Below are 21,754 nucleotides of genomic sequence, written 5' to 3'. Positions count from 1 at the left end.
ACGCAGTCCGTTCGGTCCCAAGAAATGGCGGCGATTCCCTTATCCGGGTGGACGTTGCGGATTGCTAGGCTCCGCGCCATGTTTTCGGACGATGTGGGTGCCGACCTGCGGCGGTTGGCCGACGACCCCGGCTTTCCGCACCGTGATGCGGCGCGGCACGCGGTGCGGTTCCGCACGGCCGGCGATGTCGCGGACCTGGTCGCGCTCCATGATGATCCGCACCCGTGCGGGATGACCGAGGTGATGTTCGCCATGGCCGGATCGCAGCGGCCGTGGCTCAACTGGGTGCCGATGCCGAGCGAGGCGATCTGCAATCTCGCCAACGAGGTCGGAAGCCGCCGGGCGCAGGGCGAGCGGCTCGAGCTCACCGGTCTCGGGCTCTCCGCGGCGGAGCCGGCCAGTGCCATGACCGCCTTCCGCCGGGTCGCGGGCCCGGTCGACATCGGCATCGCCGAGTTCCCGGCCCCCGACATCCGGATGACCGTACGGCCCGGCCGGTACGCCGTCTGGCGGTACGACGGCACCGAGCCGCTGCCCGCCGCGCCGCCGCCGTCGGCCGCCGCGGTGCAGGTACTGCACGAGGTCGCCGGAGAGCCGTGGCCGTCGCCGTTGTCCGGCTACCTGCAGGCCGAACCCCTCGGCGGCCTGCCGTTGGACGACCTGCTCGGGCTGCTCGCACACCTGCCCGAGCCGCCGGACACGCCACGCTGGCAGCACCTGGCCAAGTCGACCCCGACGTACTGGTACCGGCTCATGCAGCCGTGGGTGTGCCTGGGCATCCTGCACCATGCCAAGGACGAGCCGTGGCCGACCTCGACCCGGCGAAGCGTCCTGGTGGATCTCGCCTTCGGCGTCGAGGACTGGGTCGCCGACGCGGCGCTGTTCGCCCTTGTCACGTCCGCGTACCGCGAACCGCACCTGCGGGAGGAGGTACGGGGGATGGTCCGAGCCCGGCTCGACGCGGCCGTGGCCGCGAACCGCCTGGTCACGATCGAGGAATCGCTGGCCCAGCTGATGATCGTCACCCCCGGATGCCGTGCGGACGACCGCGCCGTGGCAACGGCGGCGCTGGCCCGCGCGGCGCAGAACGACGAGGAGGAGCCGGCGCCGCCCCAGAAGCGTCGCCGGTGGCGGCGCCGCGGATAGGGCCGGAGCCGGATGGACTCCGTGGGGATCACGTCGAGCTCTAGGAGGTGTCTGTAGCGGGGGAGGGGCCTGGGGTAAGAGCTCTCAGGTACTCCTCGTCGAGGATCTGATGGAACATCCGCGCTCTGCGGCTTTCGGAGGTGTCGATCCGCAACGCGCGGTTGTCGGCCCAGAAGTTTCGGCCTGGTGTCGCCCGGAACATGTGGGCGGCAGCCTCCCGGAGGTGCACTTCGGAGAACTGTCCCAATTCCCACCTGCTCTCCCAATAGGAGAGGATCAGATTCACGTACATGGCCTGCCGCTGCGTGACGGGATCGGTGGCCGACGAGTACGGCCCCCAGCATTCCAAGTAGGCCGGATCATCCATCGCCATCTTCAGCAGATCGGTGTGGATCAACCGGGACGCGTGTTCCCGGTTCGCCTTCGACTCACGAGCCTGTAGGACGAGGGACACGGCCACCCCACCGAGCGCGAGTACGGACAGCAGAGCGGCCGCCGCCCCATAGGTCTGTCCGATGTTGCCGCGCCGAGCCCAGGAGTTCGCGCTGCCGCCGAAGAGGTCGAGTGCGATCGGCGAGACGGCGACCATGAAGACTGAGACTGACACCAGTGAGATGACGAGCAGCCTGCCGTACAGCGGGCCGGTCGATCTTGATCCGCGCGAACGGCCTGTCACGAGACACCTCACCAGCCCGTTAAGAGGGCTTTCCTGTGTCCGCCAGCACGCCCGTACGCGTGAGGAAACTCGCCAGGTCCTCGCCTTTCGCCCACAGCGCCGCCATCTCGGCGCGGCACGCAACGGCGACCCGGGGATCTGTCAGCAGCTTCGCTCCCATGACGGTGCCGTCGTCGTCGTACCGCACCTGGTACGTGTTCTGCTCACCGAGCAGAATGATCTCCGGCAGCGAACCGGATGTCTCCCACGAGGCCACGTCCGACGGGGGCAATACACGGATCCGCTCTCCCAGGTCGGCGCGGATGCGCAGGACATACAACTCCCACCACAGGTAGTCGGAGAGCGGAAGCTCCACGACGCGTATCCGCCGCTGGACGATGCCGTGCGCATCGAGTCGCCGCTGGTGCTCGGCGATGCCTGTGCGCATCTCGTCGGCGAGCGCCAGTGAACGTTTCCGATCGCCTGCGGCCATCGCCGCCCAACTGGGCACATCGGGTTCTTGGAAGACCTGGCGGCGCTCCAGCTTCCAGGACGAGTCCACTTGCCAGAAGCGGGCGTCGAAGTCCTCGAAATACTCGTCGAGTTTCAGCTCCTGGCCGGTGAGCTCTGCGACGCGCTCAAGCATCAGGAATGTCGGGTTTCGCGGCGATGATCATGTTGCGCGGAATGACCACCAGGCGCTCGTCGGACACGACGCTGACTCCGGTGGGCAGCCGACCCGCGTACTGCTCGGTCATGTCCCGGCCGATCACCGCGATGTCTCCGTTGTCCAGCTCCCAGATATCCGGGCATGAGGGAGTGGCGTTAGTGCCGCCGAGCTCTAAGGCGGACTTGCCCAGCCGTCGCTGGAAGCTCGCTGCCGGGTCGGCTTCCCAGGGGCGTTCCATTCCGGCCTCCCGCTGCTCGTTCGCTGAGTGGCTTCTTGAGCATCGCACGGTGGTGGAGGCTGGACAACGACCTCGCGTCGCTTCGGAGGCGCACGGATGGGGGACCGAGCCACGGCATGGTCACCTCGCTGTACGGCTCGCCTCGCGTGTAGGTAGGTGAGTTCCGGCCCACTCAGTGCGGAATGCTCGACCAGCCGGTCGACGCAGTCTTCGGCATCGCAGTCCAACACCCAGTGAACCCCGGCAGCCGCGCCCGGGTGGTCAGAACTGGACGCCTCGGTCGCCGCGGGACGCCGGGAGGAGGCGGGCGGCCACGACGAGGGAGAAGTTCACCAGCAACGTGTGCGGCTCGTTGCTGCCCTGCTCGGTGACCCGGATCCGGGCCACCATCCCTTCCTGCATCCAGGACGCCACCTCGTCCTCGGTGGGTGGTTCGTCGACGAGAAGGAGTTTCCAGTCGGTCGTGTGGCCGGCCATGCGAAGGTGGAGTTCGCCCGTGGGGCCGCTGTCGCTCATCGCGGTCGTCCTTCCGCGGCGACGCTCGTTACGGCGTGCCGGCGTCGCCCGGCGGCCGTCGGCCGTTCGCGCCCTTGAGTCTCATGCGACGGCGGGGTCATAGGCGTTAACCCGGCCGGGGACGGCCTGGCCGAGGGTCGAGTAGATCGGGAAGGCTTGGTCGAGGCCGGTGATGCGCAGCAGTTTCCGCACGTGGGGACGCGGTCCGGCCAGGGCGACGGCGCATCCGTACGCGTCCGCCTTCCGTCGTACGGCGACGAGCATCCTCAGTCCGGAGGCGTCGCAGAACGAGACACGGGACAGGTCGATGACCACCAGCTTGGCCCCGTCCTCCAGGACGGCGGCGATCCGGTCGCGGAGGCCGGCGGTGGTGGAGATGTCCAGCTCGCCGGAGATCGCCAGCACGGTATGGCCGCGTATCGAGTGGCCGAACAGGTCGGCCCGGATGGTGTCGTGGTACATCAATTGGTCTCCGAATCGAAGGCCGGGTCACAGCGGGACTTACCGGCCGGGGCTCGAGTGAGACCGTGCCGCACGTGTCGCCCGCGGGTTGAGAACGCGGGTCGCACCACGGGCCCGGCGGGCAAGGACGGCGTCGGGCGGTGGAGCCGGAACGATCGGTGAGGCGTGTCGCCCCTCGACGATCATCCGTGAGTCCGCTGCGGCGGCGTGTTCGCCGACCCGTCTTGACCTACTGTGAAGAGGCCGAAGTAGTGGGTGCCGGGGACGGCGCCGACTCGGTTGTGAGCGCACGAAAAACCCTCGACTGACCTCAACCCTACCCCACCGAGGCGGCCCCGGGGACGACGGGCCGTGGTCGTACGGCGTCCGGCGGGAATCCGGTCATCCGGCGTCCGGCACGCGGCGCAAGGGCGCGCCGACCGCGTGCAGATGGCGGAGAACCTGGCCGTACGAACCGACGATGCTGCTCTCGTGGTACGTCAGGCCGTGTTTCCCGCAGTGGGCGCGGACGAGTTCCTGGGCCCGGCGCAGGCTGGGCCGCGGCATGCTGGGGAACAGATGGTGCTCGATCTGGTAGTTCAGCCCGCCCAGCACGAAGTCGGCGAACCGGCCACCGCGGATGTTCCGCGAGGTGAGGACTTGCCGGCGCAGGTAGTCCAGCTTGTCGGCCTCGCGTACGGTCGGCATGCCCTTGTGGTTGGGCGCGAACGTACATCCCATGTAGAGACCGAACACGCACTGGTGGACGACGACGAAGACCAGCGCCTGCAACGGGGTGAGCACGACCAGGAGAGCGGTGAGGTAGCCGGCCAGGTGCACCCCCAGCATCAGCGCTTCCACCGGCTTGGACCTGGTCCTGCCCATGTCGTCGCCGAACAGGGCCCGCACGCTCGCGACGTGGAGGTTGACTCCTTCGAGCAGGAGCAGCGGGAAGAACAGGTACGCCTGGTGGCGCGCCAGCGTCCGGGTCGCCCACCTGCGGCGGGACCGTACGTGATCCGTGGTGAAGGCGATCGCGCCGTTCGCGACGTCGGGGTCCCGGTCCTCGTGGTTGGGGTTGGCGTGATGGCGGTTGTGCTTGGTCACCCACCAGCCGTAGCTCAGCCCGATCAGCAGGTTTCCGTGGACCAGCCCGAGCAGGTCGTTGACCCGCCTCGAGCCGGCGATCTGGCGGTGACCGGCGTCGTGCCCGACGAACGCGATCTGGGTGAAGACGATCCCGAGGAAGGCGGCGACGAGCATCTGCCACCACGAGCGCCCGAGGAGCACGAACGCCGTGCCGGCGAGTGCGAACAGGCCCAGGTTGGCCGCGATCTTCAGCGAGTAGTAGCCGGGCCGGCGGTCCAGCATCCCGGCGTTCTTCACCTGCCGGGCCAGGACCGCGTAGTCGCTGCCACGGGCAGCGATGCACTCCTCGCCACCGGCACCGGCAGCAATGCCGGCCGATCGCAGGGCGTTGGACGTCATCGACACTCCTTCGGGGAAGCAGGTGCGGACCGCAGCGCCATCGCGCGCTGCTGCGACCATCCGCCGCCGAAGGCAGACCTCAACCCTGGGAGAACGAACAATCCGGCGACCGGAGCCGGCACGCTCGTACCAGGACTCGGCCTCCGCCAACGGGCACAACGGCACACCGCGTCCCCGAGTTCCCGCCCGGATCAGGTCCGATGTCCGCAGGTCGATCCGGTGGGGGCGCATACTCCGTGTGATAGCGTGCCTGCTAGTTGCAGTTGTGGTTCCCTAGACATTGGTGCGCCTGCAGGCTCTGACCTTCAGGCGCATTTTCGTTTTTCCGGGCCTTCCCGGACCTTCCCGGACGTTTCCGGACCTTCCCGGATCCGGGTCATCGCAGCGACAGGAGCCCGTAAGGCGCGCGCTCCGTCATCACCCCAGAAAGAAGAAGATCATGAGCACTGGCACCGTGAAGTGGTTCAACGCGACGAAGGGCTTCGGCTTCATCGAGCCCGACGACGGCGGCGCCGACGTTTTCGCCCACCAGTCGAACATCATGACGCAGGGCTACCGCGAGCTCCACGAGGGGCAGAAGGTCACGTTCGACATCACGCAGGGTCAGAAGGGCCCCCAGGCGGAGAACATCGTCCCCGCCTGACCTCCAGCCGCGAGCCGCCGGTCCGCACCCCCCAGGGGCGCGGACCCGCAGGCTTCCGGGCCCCGGACAGCGGTAGCATTCGCGCGATACGGCGAATGCGTCCCGCTATGGGGAAGTGAGTGGGTTCTGGTGACGGAAGCGGATCCCGGATCGGAGCAGCCGCCGGCGAGCGCGGCGCCCGGGAGCTCATCGGCGGCGTGGGCGGACGTACGAGGGGATCAGCACCGGCCGTCACTCGACCTGCGAACCGATGTGCCGCACGCGGCGCGCCTGTACGACTACTTCCTGGGCGGCAAGGACAACTTCGCGGCCGACCGGGAGGCCGCCGCCAAGATGCTGGAGATCTTTCCCGGTCTGGCCGTCGGCGCCCAGGCCAACCGCCGTTTCCTGGGGCGCGCGGTGCGGTTCGCGGCGAACCTGGGCATCCGCCAGTACCTGGACATCGGCACGGGCATCCCGGCGGCCGACAACACCCACGAGGTCGCCCAGTCGGTGGCCGCCGACTCGCGCGTCGTCTACGTGGACAACGATCCGATCGTGCTGGCGCACGCGCGTGCCCTGCTCCAGGGCACTCCCGAGGGCCGTACCGCCTACCTGGACGCCGACTTCCGGGACCACCGGCGGATCCTGTCCGCGCCCGAGACGGCCGGCCTCATCGACTTCACCCGTCCGGTGGCCCTGCTCACCGTCGCACTGCTGCACTTCATCCCCGACGAGGACGGGCCCGGGGAGATCCTCGAACGCTACAAGGCCGCCCTGCCGCCCGGCAGCGTGATGATCCTGTCGCACGCCACCGCCGACCTGGTGGACGACCCGGAGACGTCCCGGGCCGTGGTGGGCGGCTACACCGGCGCCGGCGTGAGCCTGACCGCCCGTCCGCGGGAACGCACCGAGGAGTTCTTCGCCGGCTGGGACCTGGTCGAGCCGGGCGTCGTCCCGGTCTCGGAGTGGCGCCCGGACGGGAACCTCCACGACGCCGCCCTGGCGCCCGCCCAGGCGGGCGCCTTCGCCGGCGTGGCGATCAAGCCGGTCCGGCCTTGACGGGACGGCGGGTCGAGACCCGGTAGTCGGCGCGGCGCAGGATCTCGTCGGCGTCATTGGTCGGCGGGTAGATCCAGTCCTCGTTCACCGTACGCTTGCGGGCCTTGGCCGTCTCACCGGTCCACTGGACCCGGCGATCCCAGCCGGTGGTGAAGACCGCGCCGGCGGAGCCGAGGTCGAGGCAGGTGACGTACGGGTCGGGGGCGAAGGGAACCGGCGGCAGGCCCAGCAGGTCGGCGGCCACGTTGTGACCGGCGAAGCGTCCGAGCGGGAGCGCGTGCTGGCAGCTGGGCATCGTCCGGTGGTCGCCCTCGGTCTCGGCGGCGGCGGTGTCCCCGGCCGCGTAGACACCGGGCACGCCGGGCACCCGCAGGAAACGGTCGGTGAGCAGGCGGCCGAGATCGTCGCGTTCGGCGGGCACGTCTTCGGTGAGCCGGCTGGCGCGCACGCCGGCCGTCCACACGACCGTCCGGGCGGGGATGGTGACGCCGTCGCTCAGCTCGGCGCCCTGCTCGGTGACGGCGGAGAGAGACGTGCCGAGCCGGCGTTCGACGCCCAGTTCGTCCAGGGCGGCGGTGATGGCGGGGCGCGGGCCGGGGCCGAGTTCGGGGCCCAGAGCGTCGGCGCGTTCCACCAGGACGACGCGGACCTGGTCCTCGGCGCCGTGGGGCGCCGCGACCGCGCGCAGGCGGCCCACGAGCTCGGTCGCGATCTCCAGGCCGGTGAACCCGGCGCCGACGACCACCGCGGTGAAGCGGCCGTCGGCCGGTCCCGCGGGAAGAGCGTGCAGGTGTTCGTCCAGCGCCGCGGCGGCCTCGATGGTGTCGACGTCGTGCAGGCGCTCGGCCCCGGGCAGCCGGTCCGGCCGGACGAGGTGGCTGCCGGTCGCCAGAACGAGCCGTTCGTACGACCGCTCGGAGACGTCGCCGTCGCGGCCCTGGACGGTCACCCGCCGCCGCTCGGTGTCGACGGCGGTGGCCGTGCCCGCCGAACGCTCCACTCCGATGGGCTTCAGGACGTCGTCGAGCGGGACCCGCATCGTCGCGGGGTCGGCCTCGTAGAGGCGAGGGCGGATCACCAGGTCGTCGCCCGGGGCGATGAGGGTGACCGTACGGTCCGCACCCTGCTGCCGCAGCAGCCGGGCCGCGGCGGCGGCGCTCCAGACGGCGGCGAACCCACCGCCCAGGATCACGATGTCAGACATGATCATTCCTCTCGGTTCCGGCTCCGCGTGGGGGGAGCGGTCTGGCGGCGCACCCGGGCGAGCTTGCCGGGGTTGCGGACGATGTCGACCGCGGTGACGCGTCCGTTCGCCACGGTGATCGTCACCACGGCGTCCAGCGCGCCGTCGAGCAGCCAGAGCAGGCCCGGCTCACCGTTGACGGTCGTGGGGATCATCGTGCGGACACCTCTGCGGCGGATGACGCCCGCCAGGTAGCGGGCGACCCGGTCCGCGCCGCGAACGGGCCTGCGCGCGGCCCGGACGACTCCGCCGCCGTCGCTGCGCAGGACGACACCGCCGTCCAGCACGTCCAGCAGGGCGCGGACGTTCCCGTTTCCGCAGGCGTCGGCGAACGCGTCGGTCACCCGACGCCGCTCGCCCGGCGACACCGCGAACCGCGGCGCACCCGCCTCGACTCGCCGCCGGGCCCGCGCCGCGAGCTGGCGGCAGGCCGCGGGGCTGCGGCCCACGACCCGTCCGACGTCGGCGAACGGCATCCCGAACACCTCGTGCAACACGAACGCGGTCCGTTCGGCCGGGCTGAGCGCCTCCAGCACCACCATCAGGGCCATGCTGAGCGACTCGTCCAGCGTGACGCGGTCGGCCGGGTCGGCGGCACCGGCCCGAGGGTCGCCGACGCCGACCAGGGGTTCGGGCAGCCAGGGCCCGACGTACTCCTCGCGGCGGTGACGCGCCGACCGCAGCGCGTCGCGCGCGATGCGGGCCACGGTGACGATCAGCCAGCCGGTCAGGTCGTCGATCTCGCTCCGGTCGACGCGGCAGAGCCGCAGCCAGCTCTCCTGGACGGCGTCCTCGGCCTCGTCGACGCTGCCCAGCAGCCCGTAGGCCACCGCGACCAACCGGCCGCGCAGAGCCTCGAACTCCCTCGCCGCGTCGTCATCGTCGTTCACGAAAAGGGGACGATAGAGGATCCGCGAATGTGACAACGCCATCGTGGCAGGTCAGGCGGCCCTGCGGACGGACGCCCTCACGTTCGATGGACCGGCGGAACTACTCGGGCCGGATCGTCCGGGTGGCCTGGACGGCGCGGCGCAGCCTGCCGTCGGCGGCCAGCTCTCCAAACATGTAGATCTCCGTGGTGATGGTGCCGCCCTTGCGCAGCTCGGCGACGAGCCGGTACCGGGCCGCGACCTGGTCGCCGTCCACCAACGCCTGCTCGACCTCGACACGGAGACCGGCGGCCCGTTTGCGGGCCGGGCGGATGTGATCCAGCAGCCGCCTCCGGTCCAACAGCACACCGTCGTTGACCAGCTCATAGTCCGATGTGTGGTAGCGGTCGAGCACAGCCGCCGGATCCTCGTCGCCCAGCCCTGCCTCCCGGGGATAGCGGACCAGATAGCCGGTCAGATCGGTACGGGGCGTCATCTGTTCCCCCTGAGTTCGAGTTATCTCTGACACCTGTGTCCAAGTTAGCGCCCAGCGGTAGATTGGACAACCGTGTCAGAGGTAACAGGAGGCCGGCGCCGCCGGCGGCGTTCGGACGCCGAGCGCAGCGCCGCCGCCGTGCTCGACGCCGCCGTCCAGGTGCTCGGCCGGCATCCGGACGCGAAGGTGGAACAGATCGCCGCCGCGGCCGGCGTCGCCCGCCAGACCGTGTACGCCCACTACCCGTCCCGGCCGTTGCTGGTCGCCGCGGTCCTCGACCGCATCACGGCCGAAGCCGTCGCCGCCCTCGAGGCCGCCGACGTCGACGGCGGCACCGCCACCGAGGCGCTCCTGCGCTGGCTCGACGTCGCCTGGCGGCTCTTCGACCGGTACGCGCTGCTCCTGCACCCGTCGGTGACCGCCATCGACAAGGCGGACTCCGACCGTCAGCACGCCGGGGTCATCGCGCCGCTGGAGCGCCTGATCAGACGAGGCCAGGCCGCCGGTGAGTTCGACGGCGCCCTCAGCCCGGCCTGGCTGGTCTCGGCGACCATCGCGCTCGGCCACGCGGCCGGCGGCGAGGTCGCCGCCGGCCGCATGACCACCGCACAGGCGGCGGAAGCGCTGCGCCACGGCATCCTGCGCGTGTACGGCGCCCGCGAGTCCTGACCGGCGACGGTTTCCTGCCACTCGCGAGTCCGCGAGGCGGGCGATCGACAGGCCGCCGGGAGCCCCGGCGCTCCGTCAGGTCGCCGGTGGGAGGAGCCGCTCACGCGCGTCGGCGTACTCGGCGACGATCCGCTCGACGATCCGGGCCGCCGGGAGGATCGCGTCGATGAGCCCGGCGGACTGTCCGGCCTCGACCTTGCCGCCGGTGACGTCGCCGTGCAGGGCGGCGTCTTTCAGCGTCGAGGCCTGGAACGCCTTGCGGCGGACGTCGAGGTCGGCGGCGGAGGTCTCCAGCGCGGTCATGCGGGCGGTGAAGTCGTTCGCGATCGCGCGGATGACACCGAGGCCGTGTCCGACGGTCCGAGTGTCGTCGACGCCGGCGGCGAGGACGGCCGCCTTGTAGTCCGGATGGACGGTGGCCTCCTCGCTGGCGAGGAACCGGGTGCCGAACTGGGCGCCGCCCGCGCCGAGGGCCAGCATCGCGGCCAGGCCCGCGCCGTCCGCGATGCCGCCGGAGGCGACGACGGGCGTGCCCGGAACGGCCGTCACGACGGCGCGCACCAGCACCTGCGTGGTCACCATGGCCGGCGGCGGGTGACCTCCCGCCTCGGCGCCGACGACGACGAGCCCGTCCACGCCGGCGTCGACGGCCTTGCGGGCGTGCTCGGCGCCGGCGACCACGTGCAGGCAGGTCGTGCCGGCGTCCTGGAAACGCCGCAGGTAGCGGCGTGGTCCGCCTTGCGACGCGATGAGCACCGGAGGCCTGCGCTCGAGCAGCAGCTCGATCACCTCGTCGGCATCCGCCCGGTAGAGCGGCAGGTTCACCGCCCAGGGCCGGTCGGTGCCGGCGGCCATCTCGTCCAGCGTACGGGCGAGGTCGGCCGGCCGCATCGGACCGGCCGCGACGACGCCGAGCCCGCCGGCCCGGCTGACGGCGAGCGGGAGCGCGGAACAGGACGAGGCCCAGGACATGCCCGCCTGCACGATCGGCAGGTCGATGCCGAGCAGCCGGGTGATGGGCGTGGGGATGACGGTCATGAGTCCCCCTTCACCGGAGGGCGTGACCACTGGGGCGTGTCTTCGGCTCCCCCGTTCGGCCCGGTCATGTCCCGGCCCCGGGGCGCGGCTGTTCGAGCAGCGTGCGAGCGTGGGAGGCCAGCCGGGTCTTCTGCACCTTCGAGCTCGCGGTCATGCCGATGTGCTCGAACCCCTCGACGATGCGCAGGTGGCGCGGGACCTTGAAACCGGCCATGTGGTCGCGGGCCCAGCCGAGCAGCTCCGGCTCCGTCGCCGCTCCGGGCTCGGTGAGCACGACGAACGCGAAGGGCACCTCGATCAGCCGCTCGTCGGGTACGCCGACGACGGCGGCCTGGCGGACGCGCGGATGGCGGTGCAGGGTGTCCTCGACGTCGGCGGGCGCGACGTTCTCCCCGCCCACTCTGATGATGTCCTTCGTACGTCCGACGAAGTGCAGGCGCCCGGTCGTGTCAAGGGTGCCGATGTCGCCGGTGGACAGCCAGCCGTCACCATCAATGGCGGCGGCGGTCTGCTCGGGGGCGTCGAGGTAGCCGCGCATCACGTTCCAGCCGCGGACGAGGATGGAGCCGGGCTCGCCGGGCCCGCAGTCGTGGCCGTCGTCCAGGGCCCGGATGCGCACCTCGACGCCGGGTTCGACGCGCATCGCGCCCGAGGCCCGCACCTCCTCGGGTTCCCACCAGCACGACTGGGCGACGTTCGGCGAGGCCTCCGACAGGCCGTAGCCCGCGACGCACTCCTTGGCCCCGAGCTCGTCGATGACACGTCGGATGACCGTGGGGGAGGCCGCGACCCAGGCACCGCGCAGGTGCAGCGTACGCCGCGTGCGGTCGGGGTGGTTGAGCAGCATCAGTGCGATGGTGTCGTTGCCGGAGAAGTGCGTACAGCGCTCGGCCTCCAGCAGGCGCAGGGCCTCCGCGGGCTCGAAGCGGGGCATCGTCACCAGCGTCGCGGCGTGCTGGATCGACGCGAGGATCGACAAGGTGGTCGCGGCGACGTGGAAGAACGGGCGCGCGCTGTGGAAGCGGTCGCCCGTCCGCAGGCCGAGACGCGCGCCGGAGAAGAAGGCGTCGGCGCACATCCCGCGGTGGGTGAGCAGCACGCCCTTGGGCCGGGACGTGGTGCCGGAGGTGTACTGCACCAGCAGGACGTCGTCCGGCGTCCCGCTGGGTGGCACGTCGGCGTCCGCGGCGCCGAGGAAGTCCGGCCACGACGTGGCCCAGCCGGGGGCGTCGTCGCCGAGCACGACGACCGACGTGAGGTCGGGCAGCGCCGCGCAGACCGACGCGTCGCCGCCGAAACCGAGCGTGCGCAGCATGGCGATGAAGTCGACGCGAAGGACGCGGTCGGCGACGAAGAGCGTGGAGACGCGGGCGTGGGCCAGGGTGTAGTGCACCTCGTCGGCCGTGAACCGGGTGTTGACCGGCACCGCGACGGCGCCGACCGAGCCGATCGCGACGAAGAGCGCGACCCAGCGAGGTCCGTTGCCGGCGCAGATGCCGACCCGGTCTCCCCGCCCGATCCCGGCCCTGGCCAGCGCCGCCCGTACGCGGGCCACCTCGCGGGCCAGGTCGCGGTAGGTCATCCGCTCCTCCGCGGTGACCACGGCCTCGACGTCCGGCGCGAGCATCGCGGCACGGTCGAGGGCCTCGTGGGCGGTGAGCGGACATGCGGTCCTGAGATCCATCAGCCCTCCTCGGCCGGGTTGTCGGTGCCTCGCTCCCGCCGCGTGAACCGGTCGACGCCGTCGCGCCAGCCATCGTCGGCGAGGCACTGCTCGATGGCCGCCATCTCGATCCGGATGCCGCGGTCGAGATCGGTCTCGCCACCCAGGTCGACGGCGCGTTTGGTCAGGGCGATCGCGAGCGGCGGCGCCTCACCGATCGTCCGCGCGATCTCCGCCCCGGTCTCCCGGAGCCGCTCCGAGGGAACCAGGCGCGAGACGAGGCCGAGGTCGAGCGCCTCGGTGGCGTGCAGCGGGCGGTTCGTGAACAGCAGCTCCTTCGCCCGCCGCTTGCCGATCACGCGCTGCAACCGCTGCGTCGCGCCCACGGTGCCCCAGTGCGGCTCGGGGAAGCGAAACGTCGTGCCCTCGGCCGCGACGGCGAAGTCGGCGGCCATCGTGATCTCACACCCCGAGCCGACGACCGCGCCGTGCACGAGGGCGACGACCGGGCGGCGGCACTGCTCGATGGCGGCGTACGCGGCGAAGGAGGCGACGCGCCTGCGACGGACCCATCCGGCGTCCTTGCCGGTGCGTTCCTTGAGGTCGGCTCCGGCGCAGAACGACGGACCCCGGGCGGAGAGCAGTACGATGCGTACATCGTCGTCGGCGTCGACCTCCTCGAAGGCGGCCCGTAGCTGCCGGCACATGGGGAGGTCGACGGCGTTGCGGGCCTCGGGCCGGCTCAGCTCGACGTATGCGACGCCGTCGGACACCTCCCAGCGGACCCGGACCGGATCGGACTCGCCGGTCATCGTCAGATCACCCCTTCGGTGCGCAGGTCGGCGACCTCGGCGGGCGTGAGCCCGAGCAGGTCGGTCAGGACGGCGTCGGTGTCGGCACCCAGCAGCGGCGGCGGGGCCGGATCGGGCGGGGGAGACGCGGTCTCCCGCAACGGGGTGCGCAGGGCGGGGAAGGTGCCCTCGGTGGGGTGCTCGAAGGCGGTGACCATGGCCCGCGCCGCCGTGTGCGGATCCGCCAGCGCCTCCCGTACGCCCCGTACCTCGCCGACCGGCACGTCGGCGGCGCGCAGTTCCTTGACCAGCGGCTCGCGGTCGCGGGTGGCGATCGCCTCGGTGAGCGCCCGCATGACGCGTTCGCGCTCGGCGACCCGGCCGGCGTTGTTCCGCAGGGCGGGGTCGGCGGCGAGGTCGTGCAGCCCGAGGATGGTGCACAGGGGCACCCAGTGCTGGTCGCTGCCGCTGATGTGCAGCCACCCGCCGTCGGCGGCGCGGAACGCGGCCGACGGGACGCGTCCAGGATGTTCGGTGCCGGTACGCACGGGGTCCTCGTCGAGGGCGAACAGCCGCGCCGCGTTGAGGGCGTGCAGGCTGAGCTGGACGTCCATCATCGCGACGTCGAGATGGCGGCCGCGGCCGCCCGTCGCCCGGCCCATGAGCCCGGTGAGTACGGCGATCGCCACCCACAGGCCGGAGGTCATGTCGGCCACCGGGACCCCGGCCTTGGCCGGCGGGCCGTCCGGGGAGCCGGTCATCGCCATCACCCCGGACAGCGCCTGGAAGACGGTGTCATAACCCTTGCGGTCGCGGTTCGGGCCGGTCTGGCCGAAGCCCGTCGCCGAGACGTAGACGAGGCGGGGGTTGTCCGCGGACAGCTCCGCGTAGCCGAGTCCGAGCCGATCCATCGTCCCGGGCAGGAAGTTCTCCACGACGACGTCGACGCGGGAGGCCAGGCGGCGGGCGAGGTCGCGGCCGTCCGGGTGCTTGAGGTCGAGGGTGATCGAGCGCTTCCCGCGGTTGAACGCGAAGAAGTAGGCGCTCTCCCCGTGGGGCAGCCGTGGCTCGAACCCGCGCGTCTCGTCCCCGCTGCGCGGCCGTTCGACCTTCACCACGGTCGCGCCGAGCTCGGCGAGGATCTGGGTGGCCATCGGCGCGGCGAGCACCCGGGAGAAGTCGAGGACGGTGACGCCGGCCAGCGGCGGTCGCTCGCTCATGAGTCCTCCTGCGTCGGCGGAGAGACCAGGCGCGCGTGTTCGTTGATTCGCTCGCTCATCGGCGGAACCCGCGCATCAGCGCGTTGACGTCCTGACCGGCGCGCATCGCCGCCTCGGTGGGCAGGTCGGCGACACGGTAGAACAGGTCCTTCGCGGCCCGGATCGCGCGGGGCTCCACGGCGGCCCACTGCCGCGCGACCTCCATCGCCGCCGGCACCACCTCATCCGGCTCGACGACGCGGTTGACCAGGCCCTGCTCGGCGGCTTCGGCGGCCGTGAGCAGCCGTCCCGTGCTGATCATCTCGAACGCGAGCTTGCGGCCGAGCTGGCGCTGGAGGCCGGTCATCACGAGCGCGGGAACGATGGAGTGCCGCAACTCGGGATAGCCCAACTTCAGGTCGGTGCCGGCGACGGTCATGTCCGCGCCGATGGCGAGCCCCGCTCCACCGCCGACGGCGGCGCCGCGCACGGCGGCCACCACCGGGACGCCCATCCGCTGCATCCGGGTCTGCAGGCGGGCGGTGAGATCCGCGCGCTCGAGGACGGCTTCGGGGTTGTCGGGGGTCAGCGCGGAGAACTCCGACAGGTCGGCGCCCGCGCAGAAGCCGCGCCCGTTGCCGGTGAGCACGACGGCGCGCACGCCCGGGTCGCGGTCGGCCGTGGTCAGCGCGTCGTTCAGGGCCCGGGTCAGCGCGGTGTTCAGCGCGTTGCGCTTGTGGGGGCGGTTGAGGGTGAGAACGCGGACGGCGTCGCGGTCCTCGACGAGCAGCACCTGCTCGGACTGGGCACCGGTGCCGGCCCTGTTCTCGCCGGTGGTGGCGGTCACGAAGTCTCCTCGGTAGTGCGGCGTCAGGCGCGGGAGCGGGCGAAGCCGGTACGGGCGAAGCCGGCGCGGGCGACCATGCTGTAGAGCGGCCTGCCCAGCGCCTCCTCGCAGGCCCGTGACGCGGTGGCCAACGCGTCGATGTCGAGCCCGGTGTCGACGCCCATCGCCTCGAACAGGCTCACCAGGTCCTCAGTGCAGACATTGCCCGTGAGCCCGGCGCCGTAGGTGATGGCCGAAGGGTGGCCGCCGACTCCGCCGAGCGCGCTGTCGAAGTGCCGGCAGCCGGCGTCGAGGGCGGCGACCGCGTTCGCGATACCCGTGCCACGGGTGTTGTGGAAGTGCGCGATCACCGGGAGCCCGGGATGCTCGCGTTCCAGCCGCCGGAACATCGCCGCGACCGCGCCCGGGGTCGCCACGCCGGTCGTGTCCCCCAGCGTGACCGCGTCCGCGCCCAGGTCGGCGAAGCGCGCCACGTCCTCGGCGACCCGGCCCGGGTCGACGTCTCCCTCGAACGGGCAGCCGAACGCGACGGAGACCACGCCGATCAGCCGGAACCGCCCCGCGGCCAGCCGGATCATCTCTGCGACCCGCTCCCACTGCCCGGCTCGTGTCGTGCCGAGGTTGCGCTCGGTGTGGCTCTCGCTGGCGGAGACGAGCAGGCTGAGTTCCTCGGCGCCCACGCCGTGGTCCAGGTCGTCGATCGCCCGGCGGACGGCCCGCGGGTTCGGGCAGGTCGCCTTGAAGGCCACGCCCGGACGGCGTGTGACCTCGGTCAGCACCCGGCTCGCGTCGGCGAACGCGGGGACGCGTTCCGGATGGCTGTAGCTGGTCGCCTCGATCCGGGTGAACCCGGCGGCGACGAACGCCTCCAGCAGAGCGACCTTGGTCTCCGTGGGGACGAACGCCGGTTCGTGCTGGAGCCCGTCGCGTGCGAAGCACTCACAGATCGTGACCGCGTCGGTCATCGAGTCACCTCCTCATCAACGCCCAAGAACTATGCCAAAGCGTTGATGAAGTCAACACGAAGTCAGTCGCCGCCGACGTGCTCCCGCTCCTGGCGTTCGAGGGACAGTGCGAGCTCGGCGAGCTTGTCGATCGCGCGCAGCAGCGCCTCGCTCTCTTCGGGGGAGAGGGCGCCGAGGAACATCGCGTCGCGTTCGTTCGCCGCGGTGATCAGGCCGCGGTAGACGCCGATCCCCGTCTCGGTGAGGGCCAGCTGCGAGGTGCGCCCCGACCCTGTGGTGCGGTAGACGAACCCTCGCTCGGTAAGCTTGCTGACCACCCGGCTCATCTGCGCCTTGTCGAGGCCGGCGCGCCGGGCGAGCCGGCCCAGCGTCAGCGTCGGGTCCGATGCGATGAGGGCGATCGCGCGCCACTCGCCCAGGCTGACGTCGAACTCGCGCCGGTAGCGCAGCGCGGCGCTGCGGGACAGCGCCGATGACGTACGCGACAGGCGGTAGGACAGCAGCTCGGAGATGGGGACGAGGTCCTTGCCGTCGGCGCGCTCGACCATGGGCCCGATCCTATCGGCCTCGGTCGACTATTGACAAAGTCAACACCTGGCCCACACACTCACGTCCCAGCCGCTTCGGCGACCCAGCCCTCACCGCCCCATTGCTGAAGGAGTCGCAGCTCGTGGCCGAACCTCCAGCCGTTACCGGACCCCGCGACCAGGCGGCCTTCGACGAGCCCGCCGTGGACCGTACCGCCACGTATCGCCTGATCGCGCTGCGCCTCATGCCGTTGCTCGTCATCTGCTACATCGTCAGCTTCGTCGACCGCACCAACATCGGGATCGCTCAGCAGGGCCTGAAGCGGGACCTGGGCTTCGGGCCCGCCGTGTACGGCCTCGGGGTGACCCTGTTCTTCGTCGGCTTCATCCTCTTCGAGGTGCCGAGCAACGCGCTCCTCGCCCGGATCGGCGCGCGTAAGACGCTGGTGCGGATCATGGGCTCGTGGGGAGTCGTGACCGTCGCGACCCTGTTCGTACGGGACGAGATCACCTTCTGCGTCGCCCGCTTCCTGCTCGGCGTCGCCGAGGCCGGGTTCTTCCCCGGCGCGCTGTACTTCCTGTCCCGCTGGTTCCCCTCGGCCCGCCGTACGCGGATGACCGCGGTCTTCTTCATGGGCGTACCGGTCTCCGGGGTGCTCGGCTCCCTCGTGTCCGGCGGCGTCATGCACACCTTCGGCGGCGCGGCCGGGCTCGCCGACTGGCAGTGGCTCTTCCTGATCGAGGGCATCCCGCCGATCCTGCTGGCGATCCTGGTGCTCTTCTGGCTGGTCGACGGGCCCGAACAGGCGAAATGGCTCACTCCCGCGCAGAAGGCGGCGGTCCGCGCGGACCTGGAGGCCGACCAGGGGCGCAAGGGCGGCGAGATCCGCAAGGGTGGCGGGGTCCGCGACGGCCGCCACCAGGGCCTGCTGCCGGCGTTGCGCGACGGCAAGGTCTGGATCCTCGGCCTGTGCGCCTGCGGCGCCTACACCCTCGCGAACGCCGTGTCCTTCTGGACGCCTCGCATCATCGCCGACGCCGGCGTCGGGGATGTCCTCAACCTCGGCCTGTTCTCCGCGCTGCCGCCGCTGCTCGGCATCGTGGTCATGGTGGTCGTCGGACGGCACTCCGACCGTACGCTCGAACGACGCTGGCACGCCGCCGCCAGTTGGCTCGTGGCCGTGCTCGCGATGGTCGCGATCTCGTTGGTCCACGACAGCGTCGTCCTCGTCGTCGTCCTCCTGGCGATCCTCGCGGCGGCCCACTACTCGGGGCTGACGGTCTTCTACTCGATCCCCTCGATCTACCTCTCCGACCGTACGGCGGCCACGGGCATCGCCGTCGTGACCTCCATGGGGTCGTTCGCCGCCGCGGCATCGCCGTCACTGCTCGGTTTCATCCAGGCCAGTACCGGGAGTCTCTCCCTCGGTCTCCAGATCAGCGGGGGCATCGTGCTCCTCGCCGTCGCGCTGCTCCTGCTGGGCGTGAAGGCGTCCGACCTCAGGGAGGAGCGGTGAGCGCCGTCCCCGCGACCGGGACCGCGACCTGTACGGGCCCGTGACCGGTACCGGCGCCGAGACCGCCACCGCGTCCGCGCCGCTCGTCCGAGCGGGGCCGCGCCAAAATCGCGATAAGCGATGCGTGATCGGGCGGTTGCGGACAGTATGGGGCCATGGCCTTTCCTCTGATGCCCGGGTACGACCACATCAACGTGGTCGCCGATCTCGACCCGGTCGCGGCGATGCGGGACAAGGATCTCGGTGATCGGATGCGGGAGTACCCCCGGTTCATCACCGGAGGCGGGCCCGACTTCGGGTTCGCGATCCAGTCTGGGACCACCTGGCGCATCGGCACCGTCGGTGGAGACGACCCGTACGGGGCCCGGATCGGCTTGGCGAGTCACCTGCGCGTCGAGGCGAGAGAGCGCGAGACCGACCGGGAGGTCCGGCGCGCGATGCTGGCGGCGGCCGGCAAGCTCGACCCCGAGTCCGGCGAGCAGCTCGCCAAGGACGAGTGGGAGATCGGCGACAAGCGCTACCGGCTCGTGCGGGCCGAGAAGTTCATCCTGATCGGTGACCGGGTGATGGAGCCGCCCCGGCCGACCGACGTCGACCCGCCCTCCTCCGGCGCCTCTCTCCTGGAAGGCCACCCCATCGACCCGCTGGCGCCGGCCGGGGTGTGGGAGGCGCGCATGCGGATGAACCTGGTCGGCTGGGTGCCTCCGCTCCCCGAGCCGGTCCCGGAGGCGGTCATGACCGAGGCGCGGCACGCGATCCGCACCCACCCCGGTGTGATCCTGCTCCCGCCGGAGTTCAACGTGGTGGAGTTCGACGGCGACTCCGTCAGCCAGATCACCGGCGCGGACGGCCCCGAGAGGGCCCGCACCAACCTGGCCTTCCACTTCGTCGAGGCGCTGCCCCGCATCCGTGCGTGGGAAGGCGCCCCCGCGACGCCCGGCGAACTCGCCGAGTGGAAGAAGGCCGCCGAGCAGGTCGAAGCCTCGCCCGGCCCCGTGTTCGAGGTGCTGGGGCGGCGTTACTGCATCGTCCGGATCTCACGCATGATGCGAGTCGGCCGCGACGGCCCCGAAGGTCCACGCCCGTCGGACCAGGAGCGCTACGGCTGGCCCCGGAACCCCCAGCCCCAGGCCTGACGCGGAGCGGGTGGCCGGACGGACACGGTACGGCCGGCGCCCCCGGCCGTACCGCGTCCCGTTCCCGGGCGATGCCGCAGTCTTCCCGCGTCCGTCCCCAGGCGGTGGCCCGGTCTTACCGCGTCGCCCCGGCGACCCGCGCACCCCGGAGGGAGCCGGCCGGCGCGCGGCCGGACGGACTACCGCTCGTAGCGCTTGAGAGCGTCCGGGGTGACGGGGGTGAAGAAGTTGACCAGGTTGCCGTCCGGGTCCCTGAACAGCAATGATCGGTTTCCCCAGGGCTGCGTCGTGGGCTCGTTCACAAACTCGGGGTCGAACCGCCTGAGGTTCTCGTACTCGCGGTCGACGTCCTCGACGCGGAACTCGATGATCACGCTCTGGTTGGCCGCCGGCCGGGGCGCGTGCGGGCCGAGCGCCCGGACCGTACGGGCGCTCGCGAGGGCGATGGTCCCGGTGGGGGTGATGACCTCGGCGAAGTCGTCCGTGGACCGCTTCGCCGTCTGGCCCGTGGCCTTCTCGTAGAACTCGATCATTCGGTCGACGTCGTCGGTGATGATGCGGATCGAAGCGAAGTGCATTGCCGCGTAGCTCCTCTGTCGGGTGATGACGGCCCGACTGTAGGCCGGATACTGGACAGAAACCGTCCACTATTCGCGAGAGACTTGCTGCCATGAGTCGTCCTACCGCTCGGGTACTCGCCCTCCTGGAGATCCTCCAGGCGGGCGGCGTCCATCCCCTCGCGAGCCTCGCCGAGCGGCTGGGCGTCGACGCGCGTACGGTCCGGCGCTATATCGACCACCTGGTCGACCTCGACGTGCCGGTCGAGTCGGTACGGGGCCGGTACGGGGGCTACCGGCTCGCTCCGGGGTACCGGATGCCTCCGCTGATGCTGACCGACGACGAAGCGCTGGCCGCGCTGCTCGGCCTGATGACCGTACGGCGGACGGGGCTCGGGGCGACCTCGGCCGCGGCCGCCGACACGGCCACCGCCAAGATCCGGCGCGTGCTGCCCCGGCCGCTCGGCCGCCGGTTGACCGCGCTGCTCGCGACGGCGCGCTTCACCGCGCCGGCCGACGACGCCGTCACCGGTCCGGGCGGGCGGGTCCTGCTGAGCCTCGCCGAGGCCGCCTGGGACCGGCGCCCGGTCGAGATGCGGTACCACGCCCGCGACGAGCGGCGCAGCCGGCGGGTCGTTCACCCGTACGGCCTCGTCGCCCACTCCGGCCGGTGGTACGTCGCCGGCGCGGACTCGATCAGCGGGCAGGTGCGGACGTTCCGGGTCGATCGGATCGAACACGTCGAGGTGCTGTCCGGCTCGTTCGACCAGCCCGAGGACTTCGACGCCGCGGCCCACGTGCTGACCGGCCTCGCGCGGACGCCGTGGGCGCACGAGGTCACGTTTCGGGCGCAGGCCACTGTCGACCGCATCCGTTCGCAGTTCCCGGAGGGAGTCGCGATCGTCGACGAAGTCCCGTCGGCGCCTCCGCGGTCGAAGGACGAGGCGGTTCGGAGCGAGGGCTGGTGCCGCGTCCGGCTCCGCGCCGAGCGGCTGGAGTGGATCCCGCCCCGGCTCGCCGCGCTGGACCGACCGTTCGTGATCGAGCAGCCGGGCGAGCTGCGCGGTCTCGTGAACGATCTGGCGCGACGTCTCACCCGGTACGCGGACACCGGGCCGGGCTGATGATCCGGGGCCCGCTGTCCGAGGTCATCGTGGTGGGCATCACACCTGCTCAAACTAGGTGTAGACAGGATATTAACCGGGTCCGACCAGCGGGGGGAGGTGCCGGATGGGGGCGGACGACGTGTTCCCGGGCCGGGATCCGCCCGACCGGGTGGAGATACTCCACGAGAGCGAACGAACGCGCGTTACGCGCCTTTTCTGCGCCGAACGTTCTGTTGTGGTGAAGGAGCCGTTGGGGCCGGATGCTCAGCGGCGGTTGTCGCATGAGCTGGCGG

General features: G+C 71.4%; 24 protein-coding genes. 7 read left to right on the top strand and 17 right to left on the bottom strand.

Features of this window, described 5'->3' with window-relative positions; translation table 11 throughout:
* The first annotated feature begins 78 nt into the window (after positions 1–78).
* A complete protein-coding gene (locus ABEA10_RS18940; protein ID WP_345465430.1) occupies positions 79–1,146 on the top strand; it encodes a hypothetical protein in 1,068 nt (355 codons plus the stop codon).
* A gap of 40 nt (positions 1,147–1,186) precedes the next feature.
* Here ABEA10_RS18940 and ABEA10_RS18935 read toward each other — a convergent pair whose 3' ends face one another.
* The 6 genes from ABEA10_RS18935 to ABEA10_RS18910 form a co-directional block, all read right to left on the bottom strand.
* A complete protein-coding gene (locus tag ABEA10_RS18935) occupies positions 1,187–1,822 on the bottom strand; it encodes a DUF6082 family protein (RefSeq protein WP_345465428.1) in 636 nt (211 codons plus the stop codon).
* 19 nt (positions 1,823–1,841) lie between these two features.
* Complete coding sequence (locus tag ABEA10_RS18930) at positions 1,842–2,447, bottom strand: DUF6879 family protein (protein WP_345465426.1); 606 nt, start codon at positions 2,445–2,447, stop codon at positions 1,842–1,844.
* Positions 2,440–2,709, bottom strand: coding sequence for a hypothetical protein (locus ABEA10_RS18925; RefSeq protein WP_345465424.1), 270 nt, complete (start codon positions 2,707–2,709; stop codon positions 2,440–2,442). Before ABEA10_RS18925 ends, ABEA10_RS18930 begins: the two co-directional genes overlap by 8 nt.
* Positions 2,710–2,970: 261 nt before the next feature.
* A complete protein-coding gene (locus ABEA10_RS18920; RefSeq protein ID WP_345465422.1) occupies positions 2,971–3,225 on the bottom strand; it encodes a hypothetical protein in 255 nt (84 codons plus the stop codon).
* Between the two features lie 81 nt (positions 3,226–3,306).
* A complete protein-coding gene (locus ABEA10_RS18915) occupies positions 3,307–3,687 on the bottom strand; it encodes an STAS domain-containing protein (protein WP_345465420.1) in 381 nt (126 codons plus the stop codon).
* A 381-nt stretch (positions 3,688–4,068) separates the two neighbouring features.
* Positions 4,069–5,154, bottom strand: a complete 1,086-nt coding sequence (locus tag ABEA10_RS18910) for a fatty acid desaturase family protein (RefSeq protein WP_345465418.1) — start codon at positions 5,152–5,154, stop codon at positions 4,069–4,071.
* Positions 5,155–5,593: 439 nt separating this feature from the next.
* On the opposite strand from ABEA10_RS18910, the gene ABEA10_RS18905 reads away from it, so the two are divergent.
* Both ABEA10_RS18905 and ABEA10_RS18900 read left to right on the top strand, forming a co-directional pair.
* Positions 5,594–5,797, top strand: coding sequence for a cold-shock protein (locus tag ABEA10_RS18905; RefSeq protein ID WP_329246732.1), 204 nt, complete (start codon positions 5,594–5,596; stop codon positions 5,795–5,797).
* A gap of 129 nt (positions 5,798–5,926) precedes the next feature.
* Positions 5,927–6,838: an SAM-dependent methyltransferase gene (locus ABEA10_RS18900; RefSeq protein WP_345465412.1), complete on the top strand. Its 912-nt coding sequence runs from the start codon at positions 5,927–5,929 to the stop codon at positions 6,836–6,838.
* Here the strand turns inward: ABEA10_RS18900 and ABEA10_RS18895 are convergent.
* From ABEA10_RS18895 to ABEA10_RS18885, 3 genes are all read right to left on the bottom strand, one after another.
* Positions 6,819–8,042, bottom strand: coding sequence for an NAD(P)/FAD-dependent oxidoreductase (locus ABEA10_RS18895; protein ID WP_345465410.1), 1,224 nt, complete (start codon positions 8,040–8,042; stop codon positions 6,819–6,821). The two genes, ABEA10_RS18900 and ABEA10_RS18895, sit on opposite strands and share 20 nt — an antisense overlap.
* A gap of 2 nt (positions 8,043–8,044) precedes the next feature.
* On the bottom strand, positions 8,045–8,971 hold the full coding sequence (gene sigJ / locus ABEA10_RS18890; protein ID WP_345465408.1) for an RNA polymerase sigma factor SigJ: 927 nt from the start codon (positions 8,969–8,971) through the stop codon (positions 8,045–8,047).
* 100 nt (positions 8,972–9,071) lie between these two features.
* Complete coding sequence (locus ABEA10_RS18885; RefSeq protein WP_345465406.1) at positions 9,072–9,446, bottom strand: nuclear transport factor 2 family protein; 375 nt, start codon at positions 9,444–9,446, stop codon at positions 9,072–9,074.
* 72 nt (positions 9,447–9,518) lie between these two features.
* Here ABEA10_RS18885 and ABEA10_RS18880 point away from each other — a divergent pair, with 72 nt between their 5' ends.
* On the top strand, positions 9,519–10,115 hold the full coding sequence (locus ABEA10_RS18880; protein ID WP_345465404.1) for a TetR/AcrR family transcriptional regulator: 597 nt from the start codon (positions 9,519–9,521) through the stop codon (positions 10,113–10,115).
* A gap of 75 nt (positions 10,116–10,190) precedes the next feature.
* Here the strand turns inward: ABEA10_RS18880 and ABEA10_RS18875 are convergent, their stop codons facing one another.
* From ABEA10_RS18875 to ABEA10_RS18845, 7 genes are all read right to left on the bottom strand, one after another.
* Positions 10,191–11,153: an NAD(P)H-dependent flavin oxidoreductase gene (locus ABEA10_RS18875; protein WP_345465402.1), complete on the bottom strand. Its 963-nt coding sequence runs from the start codon at positions 11,151–11,153 to the stop codon at positions 10,191–10,193.
* A gap of 64 nt (positions 11,154–11,217) precedes the next feature.
* Positions 11,218–12,837, bottom strand: a complete 1,620-nt coding sequence (locus ABEA10_RS18870; RefSeq protein WP_345465400.1) for an AMP-binding protein — start codon at positions 12,835–12,837, stop codon at positions 11,218–11,220.
* Entirely contained in the window at positions 12,837–13,628 is a 792-nt protein-coding gene (locus ABEA10_RS18865; protein WP_345465398.1) for an enoyl-CoA hydratase/isomerase family protein, read from the bottom strand. Before ABEA10_RS18865 ends, ABEA10_RS18870 begins: the two co-directional genes overlap by 1 nt.
* Before the next feature lie 2 nt (positions 13,629–13,630).
* Positions 13,631–14,827 (bottom strand): CaiB/BaiF CoA transferase family protein, encoded by a 1,197-nt coding sequence (locus tag ABEA10_RS18860; RefSeq protein WP_345465396.1) that lies wholly within the window; start codon positions 14,825–14,827, stop codon positions 13,631–13,633.
* Between the two features lie 55 nt (positions 14,828–14,882).
* Positions 14,883–15,653 (bottom strand): enoyl-CoA hydratase/isomerase family protein, encoded by a 771-nt coding sequence (locus ABEA10_RS18855; RefSeq protein WP_345465394.1) that lies wholly within the window; start codon positions 15,651–15,653, stop codon positions 14,883–14,885.
* Positions 15,654–15,676: 23 nt separating this feature from the next.
* Positions 15,677–16,618 carry a hydroxymethylglutaryl-CoA lyase gene (locus ABEA10_RS18850; RefSeq protein ID WP_345465392.1) on the bottom strand — a complete coding sequence of 314 codons (942 nt, stop codon included), beginning with the start codon at positions 16,616–16,618 and terminating at the stop codon, positions 15,677–15,679.
* A gap of 62 nt (positions 16,619–16,680) precedes the next feature.
* Entirely contained in the window at positions 16,681–17,166 is a 486-nt protein-coding gene (locus ABEA10_RS18845) for a MarR family winged helix-turn-helix transcriptional regulator (protein ID WP_345465390.1), read from the bottom strand.
* 122 nt (positions 17,167–17,288) lie between these two features.
* Here ABEA10_RS18845 and ABEA10_RS18840 point away from each other — a divergent pair, with 122 nt between their 5' ends.
* Positions 17,289–18,662: an MFS transporter gene (locus ABEA10_RS18840; RefSeq protein ID WP_345465388.1), complete on the top strand. Its 1,374-nt coding sequence runs from the start codon at positions 17,289–17,291 to the stop codon at positions 18,660–18,662.
* A gap of 155 nt (positions 18,663–18,817) precedes the next feature.
* Positions 18,818–19,798: a DUF5954 family protein gene (locus tag ABEA10_RS18835; protein WP_345465386.1), complete on the top strand. Its 981-nt coding sequence runs from the start codon at positions 18,818–18,820 to the stop codon at positions 19,796–19,798.
* Between the two features lie 179 nt (positions 19,799–19,977).
* Here ABEA10_RS18835 and ABEA10_RS18830 read toward each other — a convergent pair whose 3' ends face one another.
* Entirely contained in the window at positions 19,978–20,376 is a 399-nt protein-coding gene (locus ABEA10_RS18830) for a VOC family protein (protein WP_345465384.1), read from the bottom strand.
* A gap of 92 nt (positions 20,377–20,468) precedes the next feature.
* Here ABEA10_RS18830 and ABEA10_RS18825 point away from each other — a divergent pair, with 92 nt between their 5' ends.
* The gene (locus ABEA10_RS18825; RefSeq protein WP_345465382.1) at positions 20,469–21,479 is read left to right on the top strand and encodes a helix-turn-helix transcriptional regulator; all 1,011 of its coding nucleotides are present in this window, start codon (positions 20,469–20,471) and stop codon (positions 21,477–21,479) included.
* Positions 21,480–21,754 lie beyond the last annotated feature (275 nt).

This window comes from Actinoallomurus oryzae (assembly GCF_039541955.1).
Classification (GTDB): Bacteria; Actinomycetota; Actinomycetes; order Streptosporangiales; family Streptosporangiaceae; genus Actinoallomurus; species Actinoallomurus oryzae.
The sequence above is the reverse complement of the archived record's forward strand: the minus strand, read 5'-3'. Positions and strand labels throughout refer to the sequence as shown.